The organism is Nocardioides dokdonensis FR1436 (assembly GCF_001653335.1).
GTDB lineage: Bacteria > Actinomycetota > Actinomycetes > Propionibacteriales > Nocardioidaceae > Nocardioides > Nocardioides dokdonensis.
The window spans coordinates 2,329,266-2,343,245 of record NZ_CP015079.1 but is presented as its reverse complement, the minus strand read 5'-3'; the positions used below and the strand labels follow the sequence as shown (position 1 = coordinate 2,343,245).

The following is a 13,980-nucleotide window of genomic DNA, read 5'->3' as shown; positions in this document are numbered from 1 at the left end:
TCATGGGGTCGTCAGGTCGAGCCCGACGACGCCGGGCCAGAAGGCGAAGAGGATGGTCACGGGCAGCACCAGGAACACGACGGGCACCATCATGAGCACCTCGCGCCGGGCCGCGGACTCGATGAGCTCGCGACGACCGGCCTCCCGGACGTCGGCGGCCTGGGCGTGCAGCACGTCGGCCAGCGGGGTGCCGCGCTCGACGGCGGTCGCGATGCCCTGCGCGAAGCGCGACACCAGCGGCAGCCCGCTGCTGGCGGCGAGGGTGTCGAAGGCGGCGCCGACCGGCTCGCCGGTGCGCACCTCGGCCAGCACCCGCGCGAGGTCGGCCGAGAGCTCGCCACCGGAGCGGCTGACCACCCGGTCCAGGGCGCCGACGGGGCTCTCCCCGGCGGCCACCGCCAGGGCGAGCAGCTCGGCCACGGTGGGGAACTCGGCCAGGATGCGTCGCTCGCGGGTGTGGACCTGCTCGGAGAGGTGGTGGTCGCGCCCGAGCACGCCGGCCACGAAGGCCAGCGCGCACACCAGTGCGGAGCTGACCACGGCACCGGGATCGCCGAGCGTGCGCAGCAGTCCCCAGGCCGCCGCGACCGCGAAGGCGACCAGGCCCCACTGGACCTGCTCGATGCGGAACTCGTGGACGGTCCTGTCCAGACCCGCGCGGTGCAGGCGGCGGCGCACGGAGGCCGAGCCGCCGAGCACCCGCTCGATGCTTCGGGCCAGCGAGCGCAGCACCGGGCCGAAGACCGCGACAGCGACCGGCTCCGTCCCGGCCCCCGTCGACCGAGCAGCGCCCGGTCCGACGCCCTGCGGCAGGTCGCGCACGTAGGGCAGCACCCGGGCTGCCAGCTGCGGGCGCCGCACCACGCGGAGCCGGGCCAGCACCAGCAGCAGCCCGGCACCGGTCGTCGCGCCCAGCAGGGCGCCCCACATCGTCAGGCTCACGAGAGGATCCGCCTCTCGGTCGGCAGCCGACCGATGCGCATCATCAACCGGTAGGCCACGACACACAGGCCGGCCCCCACGGCGAGCACCACGACGCCGGTCGGCGAGGCATAGCGCCGGATCACGTCGCTCTGCAACGACATCAGCAGCAGCACCACCCAGGGCGCGGCCACGGCGAGCCGGGCGCCGTTGACGGTCCAGGCCTGGCGCGACTCGAGCTCCGAGCGCGTCCGGGAGTCCTCGCGCAGGTAGCCGGACAGGTTGCGCAGCAGCCGGCCGAGCTCGCCACCGCCGACCTCGCGGGCCACGCGCAGCCCCTCGACGACCCGGTCGCCGACCGGGTCGGCCAACCGGTCCTTGAGCCGGTCGAGGCTCTCCCCGAAGCGCCCCGACACCTGGTAGTCCAGCGCGAAGGCCACGAACGCCGCGCGCAGCGGCTCGGGCCCGCGGCCGCCGAGGGCAGCCAGCGCGTCGGGCAGCGACATGCCGGCCCGCACCGCCGAGGCCAGGTTGTCGACCGCCTCGGGCCACACCTCGGCGAACTCGCGCAGCCGACGCCGCGCCCGTGCCGCCACCACCGTCACGGGCAGGTAGGCGGCGAGCACGCCGAAGACGAGGGCGACCGGCGGCGTGCCCGAGACCAGCTGGACCAGCACCGCCACACCGGCTCCGCAGCCGAGGCACAGCAGCACGAACGAGGTCACCGACACCCCGCCCAGCCCGGCCGAGCCCAGCAGCCGTGCGGTGCGGCCGGGCCCGGTCGCGACTGGTCGCGGTCGCCGCGGCATCGCGAACGCTGACCAGATCAGGAGCAGTCCGACGCCCACCCCGAGGCCCACCAGCGCGCCCACGCTCAGACCTCCTGCTCCGCGCCCACCGCGAGCAGGCGTCGTACATCGATGCCGTGCCGCTCGTAGAGCCCGGTGCGCGGCGGCATCCCGTTGGCGCGGCGCAGCTCCCCGCCGCTGCGCCGGAAGATCGGCTCGACCTCGATGATGTCGTTCTCGGTGCGGCCGGGAACGGCCACGATCTCCTCCACGTGGCGCCGGCCGTGGTGGTCGAGGCCGAGGTGGACGACCAGGTCGACCGACGCGGCGACCGTCGGCACCACGAAGCGCGACCCGATGTTCTCGCCGGCCAGCAGCGGCAGGGTGCACATCTTCACCAGCGCCTCGCGCGCGGAGTTGGCGTGCAGGGTGCACATGCCGGGGAGCCCCGAGTTCAGAGCAAGCACCAGGTCGAGGCACTCCTCGGCCCGCACCTCCCCCACGATGATCCGGCTCGGGCGCATCCGCAGCGTCTCCTTGACCAGCTCACGCAGCCGGATCTCACCGGTGCCCTCGAGCCCGGCCTGCCGGGTCTGCAGCGGCACCCAGTCGGGGTGCGGGAAGCGCAGCTCGAAGACCTCCTCCGCCGAGATCACCCGCTCGCTGCCCGGGATCGCGGCCGCGAGGCAGTTCAGCATCGTCGTCTTTCCCGCCTGCGTCCCTCCGGAAACCAGGATGTTGAGCCCGGCGCGCACCGAGGCGTGCAGGAACTCCGCCGCCTGCGGGGTCAGGCTGCCGAGCTCGACCAGGTCGTCGAGCCGCGCGGCCCGCAGCACGAACTTGCGGATGTAGTCCGCACACCATCGCGCTAATCAGGCAATATGTGGCTTGACCTGCAAGAACATTCGTCGAAGCGTGTTGACACCGATCGACAATCACCGACTTCTTGCGGACAGTCCGCGGACTCAGTGCGGACCCTTCGTGCCGGGGAGTGGGCAAGCAGGCCATGTGTCCTGCGAACGGCAACGCGATCGTTCGAAGTTCCATGGGGTGTCGACATTCTGGCGTCATTCACGGGGTGGTACTCGACGACCCCGACATTGATGAGACCTCCGGCCACGATCCAACGATTACTGGATGCCGGCGGAACCCTCTTCGCGGTGCAGGTGGGCTCGCCCCGCTATTGGCCGCTCAGATGCGAACAGATCCCGCCGCGCTGAGGAGTCGAAGTCTGGTCCTGAGTCAATGAGATAGCGGGCGGAGGCGCTGGCGGGATGGTGTGGGTGACCGGGTGGCCCGAGCCGTATTGACAGGCGGGTCTGGCCACCAAAAGCCATCGAGGTGCTGGGGTGCCGGGGCACGAACGAGTTGGCTGCTGTGGTGGGGCCGGTATGGTCCGAGAGCCGCGCGTGCGACGCGTTGAGCGTCGATGCGGAAACGTTGACCCGACTCGTGCTTCTTGCTCGCCACCCGGAGACGGCGTCGGCGTTTTCGCAGGTCACAGTCTCGCGCAGTCCCTGATCGACACACGCCGGTCCTCAGCAAGGTCGGCTGTACTGCATCCGGACGGAAGCTCCAGACCCGGTGGGACGCATCAAGAAGCGACTTGCTGCGAGCCTGACCCCCGTCGTCGAACAGGTCTGCACGGCCACGGAAGACGCCAAATCAAGGTGCTGGTGCCCGGGAACGGCGGCGTCGGATCGCGCAGGTAGTCCACGACCCGGGCTCGGCTCAGACGAACCGGGGGCGGATGATCGCCACGAGTCTCGGATCGACACCCGCCTGACTCGTGGCTCATATTCGGCGGCGCTGGTTGAGGCTTTCGGCGTACCGTTCTCGTCGCCATGCTGAAAGCACCTGTACCTGACGAGTTGGTGTGGGCGCGTGTCACTCGTCCACCGGTTTCGCTCGTCTACTTGGACCTGAACCATTACATCGAAATTGCCAAGGCCAGCCGGGCAGCGGACGGCCATGTCATGGACTCAGGCAGACCCATCACGGTCCTCCCCGGGTACACGGACCTCCTGGCGGCGGCTCGCCGCGCAAAGGCAGATCGTCGCGCGATGTTCCCTCTCTCCGCAGTCCACTTTATGGAGGTCGCGCACTCGGTCCCGAGCCCGCGCCAACGCGGTCACGTCGCGGACGTCATGGAGGAACTCTCGGACTTCACCTATCTCCTCGGCCGGCCATCCATCGTCGAAATGGAGATCGCGGCGGGTCTCGACAAGGTCTATGGCACGCCACCGCGCTACGCCTTGATGCCGCTCCTGGGGGACTCAGCGCTGTGGGCGTTTGGCAGAAGCGGTGGATTCAGGTTCTTCAACGAGATCACTGGCGAAGACACCGAAGCACAACTGCGCGAGGAACTCGGCGACGAGGCGTTCGAGAATCAGTTGGTCGAGATGCGCTACTTCATGGAACGCAAGCTGCTGGAAGGCCCGCAGGACTCCGAGATTGCGGACCTCCGTGCCTGTGGCTACGCCCCTGAGACCTTCCAAGTCAGCGCCCAGAGCCGCCTGGCGTTCGAGCTCGAGACCTCAGCGACCCTCGAGAAGTACCCGTCCTGGCGACGCGGTCGCTTGCGCGACCTCATCTTCGCCCGCGAGGTCACGCACGAAGGAATGACTGCTTTCATTCACCACCTCCAGCAACGCGAAGAAGACGGCCTCCCGCACGAACTTCCCAAGGACACCGAGATGGTGGCTCTTTGGGCCGCGATGCCCCATATCCAGGTCGCGACCACTATGAAGACTCGCTACCACCGCAACCCGGGTCACCGGTGGAAAACCAATCACATCGCCGACATCGACGCCCTCGCGGTCGCGTACGCCTACTGCGACGCGCTGCTCACCGATGCCGAGGCACGAACCGCTCTGTCGAGCGCCCCAGAACTTCGCGGCTTCGGGGCTCATCTTCCGCTCAACGCTGCAGAGATGGCCGGCTGGATTGACAAGCTTCCCAATCTCGCGAGTCCAGACGACCATGTACTTCATCCACTTCGGGGCTCAGCCTGATATCAAACCTCGCGCCCCGCTGTGACCCGGCTTGTGCCGGATGGAGCTTGCGCTGCCCGCGGCGCCTGTTCCAAGCTCCACGAACATGCCATCGCGGCGACACACCCGCGCACGAGTCAGAACGCGTTGAGCGTCGATGCAGAAACGTTGGCGTCCCCGCCACCGGCTTCTCACTGCTTCCACGTCAGTCACATCGTCACTCATCGGACGCGTTCCGACCGTGGTTATCTCAGACGGTCGGTCTCACAAGATCGAACTGTGGCAGCGGTGTGCCCCCTATGCGATTGAGGTGTGATGACCCTCCGCGCAGAGGCGTCCGGATCCGCCGAGAAACGGTCGTTCTCGTCAGCGTCCGCGAAGGGTCTCCGACCCCATCCGACCGACAGCACGAAGGGCTGTCTCGATGGCCTCAACGAACTCGGTGACCAGCGGACGGCCCATTGGCAGATCGCTCGATGCGGCACCGAACCGGCGTCATCGGCGTATTCGCGCCCGCGCGTCGCGGTCCTGACATAGGTTGAGCCCGCCCGACCGGGCGGCACAAGAACAGACGAAGGACTAAGCGGTGTTTCGCGCCTACAAGACACTGGCATCGACGCTCATCCTGACTGCGGCGCTTGCCGGGTGCGGTGGCACAGGCGATGACCAACCGAAGACCGCAACGATAGAAAAAACCTCGCCTGCGACCCCCCTGGACGAGGCGAGGCAGGAGTTCTCCCGACTGGCGGACCGACGCGCCAAGCCGCTGGACGAGCTGAAGTTGCCAGAGGCGCCCGACGACTTCACCGTCGCCGACGTCAAGGTGATGACGGACCTGCTGATCCGCCTGATGCAGCGGTCAACCGACCCGGCTCTGAGCGACTTGCCCGCCGCCGCGGCCTTCGACCGCGTGCTCTCGGTCCTGCCGGGCGAGAGCGTGGAGCAGCTGCGCACGAACTTCGAGGACACGATGAGCCAAGGGGACGTGCCGTTCGAGTGGGAAGGGACGGTCGCCTCCAGGTTTCCGGAAAGCGTCGAGGTCGACGACGTCGCCTATCTCAGCCCGAAGTTGACCGCCAGGGCCGAGACCGACCCCAGCGGCGACTACCTCAGCGTCTCGCTGAACACGCTCATCCGCCTCGACCTAAACGGCGCCGCGCAGCCGGTCGTGCTCAGCCGCGAGTTCACGCTAAACAGCTACGCCCCCCAGCAGATGTGGACTGGCTACTGGCCGGCCGTCGGCGTCAACTGGAACTCCTACGGTGCGGACCCCTGCGCCGCCCTCAAGGAGAACTTCGTCATACCGACGACCGACCTGCGCACCCTGAGCCGGAGCGCCAAAAAGCTGAAGCAAGACTTGAAGGACCGTTCGCACGAGACTGACGCCACGATGTCGAAGAAGAACTTCGCATCCATCGAGAAGACGCTGTCCCGCTGCTGAGCCGAGGCGCATCGTCCTTACGAAGCACCGCCCACGACCGGATGGATGTCCGCTTTCCCTCGCACCGACACCTTCGAGGTTGGGCCTTGGCCCGGTGACGGAGGTGGCAGCACTCCCACACCCCGCGGACCGGTCCAAGAGGCGTCTGACCACGCCGCGATCTTGGCGTGCGGCTATCACACCTCAATCGTAAAGGGGGGCGGTGTGTGCCTACGTGACCGGGGCAGTTGTCATCTCGGCGTACTTCTCGAACAGGATTCTCTGCCTGTCGCCCTCGGCCATTCGGCGTGCACCGTGCACACCGAATGCCTTGTCCACCACTTTGTCGAGAGCGCGGTGTGCGGCCACGAGTTCCGGGGTCATCGCCAAGGGCTGGTAGTGGTCAGCCAACGGCCTGTCCGGGTGTAGGGCGCGGGCTGCTAGCACCTTCTCCCCGGCTGCGATGATCTGGCGTCGCAGCGGCGTAGGCACTGTTGGGAGCGGGAAGTTGTTCCACACGAGCGACGCTGAGAATCGAAGCCGGGATTCAAGTCGTCCACCGACAGTCTGCTGCCAGGTCATGAACATTGCGGAAGAGATGATCCCGAAGCCGAACCCGTCGGGGTCAGGGCAGGTGAAGTTCGCGTTACCCGCGATGACGTCCGGTTCGAAGCGGGCAACTGTTGCGTAGCGCCGGTTCTCCGAGAAGTGCGCCGGGATGCACAGATAGGGCACGTCTCGCTGGTTGATAAACCAGAACCGTGCCGGGGTCTCGGCGTGGGGCCACGTGTCGGGGTTTTTTGATGCCAGTCGAACCGCCTTCACTTTCGCCAACCGCTTTTGCAGAATCGGCGACCGTGGCACGTCAGCCGGGTCGAGGTCGACCATCCACAGACACCAGCGGTCCTTGTTATGGATGAGTTCGGAAGCCCCCACGAACTTGCGCACGTATTTAGCTGCAACTGGGTCTGCCATCACCTCGGCGTATTCGGCAGGGTTGATCATCAACCCTCCACCGTCGTTCGGCATGGAGCCGTAGCCAAGTTCGGGAAGTTCTGGGGACAACATGGTGCTGCGACGCGTGGCGTACACGAGTGGTCCGTCGACGAGGTATCCGTTGATGCCGGTGGATACGGTGCGTCGCTCGATTGGGGCGCTGCCGGGACTGGCGTACTCAAACAATCTCTGCTTTGTCTGCGTGTCACGAGTGAATCCAACGATGACGCAGTGCACCGCTGCAGTCTCTTTGGCGGAGGATTCGGTTCGCCACGCAAACGTACGGTGCGCGAACTTGATCCGCCAGCCCTGTTGCTCGATCTTCGGGAACAGGTCCCCGACCGGCTCGCCTTGGGTGATGGAGTTCGTGGTCACGAACGCAAATTCGCCGTCCTTGCCAGACAGGTAATCGAGTGACTTGGCGTGCCATGCGGTCACGAAGTCAAGATGTCCAGGGTTGGTGACGCCCCACGCCTCCCGCAACTCTGCCTTCTGTGCGGCGCTGCTCACCTTGCGACCTAGGAAAGGTGGATTACCGAACACGTATACGCGCAGCTCGGGTGTAGTCGGTAGGACGACCTCCCAGTCGATAGAGAGCGCGTTCTCGTGCTCGATGTGGGCGGAGATGTTGATGGGGAGACGGGTGACGGGCAAACCGAGCGTGTTCAGCATCTTCTGGTTGGCCTGGTGATCCACCAAGTACATGGCGGTCTCCGCGATTTTTGCGGGCCACCAGTTCAACTCGATCCCGTAGAACTGGTCGAGCCGCACGTTAAGCAGCTCGCTGGGGTCGAGGACCAGTTCGCCTTCCCTGCCGCGCATGGCCTTTAACTTGACCAACAGTTCTAGTTCCAATGCGCGCATCTCCCGGTACGCGACGATGAGAAAGTTGCCGCATCCACAGGCAGGGTCGATGTATCGGAACAATTTGAGTTCGGCGTGTAGCGCTTCCAACTTCGGCTTGGTGTCCGCAGCGTCCAATCGCTTGCGGTACTCGTCGAGGAAAAGCGGGCGCAACGTCTTAAGGATGTTTTCCTCGCTGGTGTAGTGCTCACCGGCAAGGTTGCGGGCAGCCCGCGACTTGACCGTCTGGAACAAGGACCCGAAAACTGCCGGACTGATGCGTGACCAGTCGAACCGGCACGCCGCCAAAAGCGCGTCACGCATGTCGGCGTCGAACCACACTGTCTGGTCGCGTCCAGCGTCCTTGTACAGGTCGCCGTTGACGTACGGGAAGACCTTCATAGCCTCATCAACCCGGCGTGGGCGACGGTCTTCGGGGGTATCGAGCACCTCGAAGAGAGTCCTCAACTGTTGCCCAAGATCGGAGCCGTCAACCGAGGTGCGGGTCTCCACGAATCGATGGAACAGGCCCCGCTCCCATAGCCCGGCGTCGTCGCCGAACATGAGGAACAGCAGCCGGGTCAGGAGGATCGAAGCCTCCATCGACGCGGCGTCCTCTTCGCGAGCGTCATGAACTTCTGTGGCGTCTACGTCGGAGTCGCCGGTCATGGCGGCGTACAGGTCGCCCATTAACCGGGCCGCCTTCACCGACGCGTCTGCCTGCTCTTCGGCGATCATCGCGTCGGGATCGTCGACGGCAAGGAAGAGGAACATCTCTACGTGGTCGTTGAGATCCTCGAATCGGATGTTGCGGGTGCGGTGAACCGACCGGGGGGGCTGGTCAAGGTCCGTGACCTGGATAGTGGCGAAGTCGGAGGTGACCAAATACCGAGGCATCTGCGCTGTGGTGATCGACCCGCCGGTCAGGTACGCCTTGGCCTGCTGTTCGGCGTTCGATTCCGAGCCGAGGCGAGGGGTGCGAATCTTTCCGGTGGTCTTCTGCTCGATCAGGTACCGGCGGGGCAAGAACACGTCGATGCGGCCTTCACGTCCGGTGTCGGAGCGCATCGCGGGGTACTCGAAGGTCACGCCGTGCAGGTAGGAGTCCTCGACGCCGTAGCAGCGCATGAACGCTTTCCAGAAGTCGCCTGTGTTTTGCCGTTCGCTGGTGACTCCGGAGTAGTCGATAACGAACTGGGCCACCCGTCGACGCATCTCGTTAAGTGACAGCAGTCGCCCGTCGCGTCCCACCGGTTGCGTCGCGGCCCGCCCTACTGCGGGGCCAGCAGGCTGAGACTCCGCCGGAGTCAGCGCTTCTGTCGGGGGCACCGGTTCTCCTTGAGTCGAAGGTCGAGACCTCACCACCTCAGGCTCGATAGCAGTCTTGGGGGTGGTGGTAGCGGCGTCATTGCTGGTGTGGGGCAGGTCAGGTGAAGGCGCGGCGACGCTGGACTTATCGCTCGTCTCACTATCAGAGGGCAGCTGGTCGAGCATCATCTTCAGCCCGTCACGGATGGCAGCCTGGGCTGCGCAGTCGTCCTCGTTGTAGGCCAACAGCCACTCTCGCGCCGCTTGCGCCGTCTCTGGGTCCGCGGCGTTGCGGGCTTGCTCGATCTTGAGGACGGATACGTCCCCACCTGCGTCCGGTGCCCGCCATGTGAAGTCGAAGAGTGGGGCAATCTTCTTGAGGGAGAACCCATCGCGTGCGAAGAAGTGGGTTGCCATGAGCGCTTTGAGGTCTACAAAGCGGCCCTCGAAGAGTCGCTCGGCTCGTTCTCCGCCAAGCACCTTAGTCGCCACCCGGGTCTCTGGGGTGGTCCAGTGGTAGATGCCGACGGTGCGTCCTTGGGCTTCCTGATCGGCGACGAAGCCTTCCATCCAGGCGAAGAAGTCCTGTGCCAAGTCGTAGGCAGTTGCATCGTCGAGGATGTCGAACGACATCACGGTGTGGTCGTAGGTGGCGGTCGCTTCGTTGCTGTCGTACCGGACGCGTGCACCCCATTGGTAGACGTGCCCGTCATCGGGGTGCCATTCAACGTCGAAGTCGACTTCGACGTCCGCGCCCGGGACTTCGAACCCGTCGGGGGCGGTGAGTTCGAGCGCAATGTCGTCGCGGTGCATGCGGGCTCGTCGGACGGCTGTGGCGAGCCTGCTTTCGGGTGCTGGCAGGTGAGAGGCCACTCGTAGGTAGCCCGAGAGGAGTGCCGGGTCTGTCGGGTCTGCGCTGGCGAGCGCGTCGGTAGTGCCGAGCTTTTGGTCGTACAGGTAGCGCCACTCGCGGTCGCTCAACCGGCCCACGGTGATGGCGAACGAGACGTCCTGCTCACCTGCGTAGTCCTCGCACCAGTCCTGGTACGGGCAATGGGCGCATTCGTCTTTCCCGAATGGCACCACCAGGGTCTCACCGGCACGGGCAGCTGCAGCGACCTTCTGGCGAAACGCGAACTGGTGGTCGTAGACGTTCAACACGGACCGCTTCGCCCACCGGGTGTCCGAGGACTTCGATGGGGTCTTCTCAGTCAGCGCGGAGAGGTCGTACCAAACGAATCCGTAGCGTTCCCCGGTCACCTGGGCGAAGTCGGAGGTGCCCAGTACGGCACCCAGGAGCATGTCCGTGCCAGGGTGGCGACCCATCGCTTGCAGCATGCGAGTGTAGTGCGCCAGTTGCATCCCGTCGCCGGCTCGATGCGAGGTCATCGGCGTCCAGCCGGGCGCGTCCGAAACCGCGAAACCGGCTCCGAGGCGCGACACGCGAGCGACGACCCGCTTGGCGGGCTTGAGTGACGTGTGGTGCTTGATGTCGGCAGGTAGGTACTTTGCTTCGGTCCCGTCAGGAGTGGTCCGCATCAAGACATCTGGAGACCCTGTACGTCCCCCAACGGTGTCGTCGGGCAACTGGGCTCCGATGATGACCGGCACCCCGGCTTCCATGGCCGCCAACGTCTCGGCGATCCGACGGGGCTTGTCGACCCCATGGTCGCCAGAGTCGATGGCTACGCACCGGCCTCCCAGCGCAGCGACCAGCATCGGGACCACCGTCTGGTCCTCAAAGACCCGCCCGTCCTCCATGCGTCGTGTCGCAGACTCTGATTCCGGCGGCGGGGCGGGGACGGTCCGGTCGAAGTCGTTGTGGACCCTGCGCGGGCAGCGCTTCGCCGGGTACCCACCCAAGAGCGGTAGAAGTCGACGCTCAGTAGTCCCCGAAGACACACAGGCACCGTAAGCCACGGAAGGGCGCTTGGAGGCCCACTTCTCGTGCATGGCCTTCACGAGGCGCTGTGGGACGTCGCCGGCGGGTTGGAAAGTTATCAAGCGTTCGACGTCGTAGTTGACGCCGCCGAGCGTGCTCGAGCGGCAAGAGATGCCTTTGTCAACGCCGGCCGAAAACTGACCCTCTTTTGCCGATCGAAAGTTGACCCCCTTCGAGCGGTTCGTTGGTGCTAGATGGTCTTGGTGCGCGTGGCCGGGGGTGGCCCGGTTCGGTGTCCGCGGGTGCGGTATGACTCGCCGTCCAGGGCGATGACCTGGGCGTGGTGGACGAGGCGGTCGATGGTGGCTGCGGCGACAACGTCGTCGCCGAGGGTCTCGCCCCAGCGTGAGAACGCCAGGTTCGAGGTGACCACGACCGAGCCGGTCTCGTAGCGGCTGGCGATGAGCTGGAAGAACAGCGACGCGGCGGCGGTGTCGAAGGGCAGGTAACCGACCTCGTCGATCACCAGCAGCCGGTAGCGGTTGAGCTTGCGCAGCTCGCGCTCGAGGTGGCCTTGCTCGTGGGCAGCGGCCAGGCGGGTGATCCACCCGGTCGCGGAGTCGAACGCGACCGGGTAGGAGGCCTCGGCGGCCTTGATCGCCAACGCGATCGCCAGGTGCGTCTTCCCGGTCCCGGGCGGCCCGAGGAGCACGACGTTGTCGCGCTTGGCGATGAACGTGGTGGTGGCCAGGTGCGCGACCAAGTCGCGGGTCGCGGCAGGGACGTGGTCGAAGGTGAAGTCCTCCATGGTCTTGATCGCGGGGAAGTGCGCCGCCGCGATCCGCATCCGGGTCCCATTCGCGGTGCGTGAGGCGACCTGGCGGCCCAGCACGGCCGCGAGGTACTCCTCGTGCGACCAGCCCTCGGCGCGGGCCTGGTCGCCCAGGACAGCGAAGGTCTCGTTGATCACCGGGGTCTTGAGCTCACGAGCCAGGAACGCGACCTCACTGAACAGGTCGCTGCCCCTTACCTTGCCGGTGGGTGTGGTCATCGCACGACCTCCAGTCGCGCACGCGCGGCCACAGCGACCTCGTCGGTGACTGCCGGGGCCAGGTCGAACAGCGCGTCGTAGTCGCTCAACGCCCGCACGCCGACGACCGCACCGAGTCCGGACACCGGCCTTGTGGCGGGGCCACGCATGCCAGCGGTGCGGGCTTGGAACGCGGTGCGTAGCCCGGCAGCAGTGTCCACGTGGACCGGGTCGGTGATCGTCTGGTGGGTCGACCAGCACCGCTGGTGGACTCCCACGCTGGTGCCGGCGCAGGTGATCGTGACGGTGTCCAGGCCGGCGTGGACATCGACGAACCGGCCGATCACGCCCGGGTCGACCGAGTAGTCGTTCCCGGCGATGCGCACGTAGTAGTCGCGGCCCAGCCGGACCCGGACCGTGGTGCCCACCGACGGCGCGATCGGCGGCAGTGCCCCCATCGCGGCGACATCGGCCGTGACCCGGACGCCGGGCTGCTGGCCGGTGCGGCGCAGCATCCGAGCATTCGCGCGCGGCAGCCAGCTGGTGAGCTGGGTGTTGTAGTCGTGCGGGGAGTCGAACTCGCGTCCAGGCATGAAGGAGGTCTCCAGGAATCCGTTGGCCCGCTCGACGATCCCCTTGGCTTCGGGGTCACGTGCCGCGGTCTGATAGATCCGGGTGCCCAGCGTGCCGGCGAACGACCTGGCGCCCAGGGTCAGGCGGTGGTGCTGGCCGATGCCGGCCTCGTTGTCCCACACCAGCATCTTGGGGACCCCGCCCAGGCCCGTCAGGAGCTGCCACATCCCGGCCACCAGATCGCCGGTCTTCCTGGACGGCAACAGCGTGGCCATGATGAAACCCGAGAACGCCGCGACCATCGTCAACACCGGCAGATCCACCGCGGGCCGCCCGCCGACCCAGGTCGCGGTCTTGGACCCAGCGTGGACATCGACAGGGATGCCCTTGCCGGGGAACCACAGGTCGCACTGCACGATCTCTCCCGCGACATAGCTCGTACGGTCCGCGGGATCGCTGGGGGCATACAGCGGACGCAGTTGGGCGACTTTCGCCCGCAGCACCGAGGACGAGTTCGCCCACCCGATCCGCTCGGCGATCACCGTGGCCGGCATCGAGGGGAACTCCGCCAGCAAAGCCCGGATCCGTGGCTCGTAGGCGTCGAGCATCGACCCCACCGCAGCCCGCTCGTACTTCGGCGGCGTATCCGAGGCCAACGCGGCACGCACCGTGTTCCTCGCCAAGCCGGTCTTTCGCACGATGGCCTTGATGCTCATCTGCTCCGACTTGTGCAGCCGTCGAATCTCAGCCCAGTCCTCAGTCATGATCACTCCCTCACAGTGCCGAGGGGGTCAGGATTCGATCGGCACCAGGGGGTCAGGATTCACCCGGCAGCGACAGCCTTCATGAGTGCGTCACGGCGGGCCTTGCGCTATAGCGGCGATGCGACGCCAATCGACGGGCGACCTCGCCGTCTCGACAAACAGCCACCGACATCCGATTAAGGATTCCTTGCCGGAGCAGGAGGTACAGCCGGTACCGGGCACGCATCAGACCCTCACGGTAATCTTCCCGGCCCGGACCAGATCCCGAGCGCCCTTTCCAGTCCACCGCTCGGAATCGACAGCGCAGTGAACTCCGTCGATCCGCAGCAGCCGGGCGAGATGGACCACTTGGCGGACTGAGGGTCACCCGTCGGATGCGGCCGTCTGCCTGGAGCGACGACCTCGAAGCGGATGCCCGCAGCGGTCAGCGACCGGGACGACACGAACCCGGCTCTGAGGACC

8 protein-coding genes are annotated in these 13,980 nt (G+C 66.3%); 2 read left to right on the top strand and 6 right to left on the bottom strand.

The window, feature by feature from the left end; genetic code table 11:
• From I601_RS11075 to I601_RS11065, 3 genes are read right to left on the bottom strand one after another with little or no spacing between them, the layout of a single operon-like run.
• Window positions 1–942 (bottom strand): type II secretion system F family protein, encoded by a 942-nt coding sequence (locus tag I601_RS11075; RefSeq protein ID WP_068109464.1) that lies wholly within the window; start codon window positions 940–942, stop codon window positions 1–3.
• Window positions 939–1,793, bottom strand: a complete 855-nt coding sequence (locus I601_RS11070; protein ID WP_068109461.1) for a type II secretion system F family protein — start codon at window positions 1,791–1,793, stop codon at window positions 939–941. The genes I601_RS11075 and I601_RS11070 overlap by 4 nt, the downstream gene beginning before the upstream one ends.
• A gap of 2 nt (window positions 1,794–1,795) precedes the next feature.
• Entirely contained in the window at window positions 1,796–2,545 is a 750-nt protein-coding gene (locus I601_RS11065) for a CpaF family protein (protein ID WP_237089382.1), read from the bottom strand.
• 1,008 nt (window positions 2,546–3,553) lie between these two features.
• Between I601_RS11065 and I601_RS11060 the strand changes: the two genes are divergently transcribed.
• Window positions 3,554–4,723 (top strand): hypothetical protein, encoded by a 1,170-nt coding sequence (locus tag I601_RS11060; protein WP_157520073.1) that lies wholly within the window; start codon window positions 3,554–3,556, stop codon window positions 4,721–4,723.
• Window positions 4,724–5,288: 565 nt separating this feature from the next.
• The gene (locus tag I601_RS11055) at window positions 5,289–6,143 is read left to right on the top strand and encodes a hypothetical protein (RefSeq protein ID WP_068109455.1); all 855 of its coding nucleotides are present in this window, start codon (window positions 5,289–5,291) and stop codon (window positions 6,141–6,143) included.
• Window positions 6,144–6,353: 210 nt separating this feature from the next.
• Here I601_RS11055 and I601_RS20825 read toward each other — a convergent pair whose 3' ends face one another.
• The 3 genes from I601_RS20825 to istA all read right to left on the bottom strand — a co-directional run bounded on the left by I601_RS20825 (window position 6,354) and on the right by istA (window position 13,524).
• A complete protein-coding gene (locus I601_RS20825; protein WP_237089622.1) occupies window positions 6,354–10,988 on the bottom strand; it encodes a DNA methyltransferase in 4,635 nt (1,544 codons plus the stop codon).
• Window positions 10,989–11,401: 413 nt separating this feature from the next.
• Window positions 11,402–12,202 carry an IS21-like element helper ATPase IstB gene (istB, locus tag I601_RS11045; RefSeq protein ID WP_068108315.1) on the bottom strand — a complete coding sequence of 267 codons (801 nt, stop codon included), beginning with the start codon at window positions 12,200–12,202 and terminating at the stop codon, window positions 11,402–11,404.
• On the bottom strand, window positions 12,199–13,524 hold the full coding sequence (gene istA, locus I601_RS11040) for an IS21 family transposase (protein ID WP_068108317.1): 1,326 nt from the start codon (window positions 13,522–13,524) through the stop codon (window positions 12,199–12,201). Before istA ends, istB begins: the two co-directional genes overlap by 4 nt.
• Window positions 13,525–13,980 lie beyond the last annotated feature (456 nt).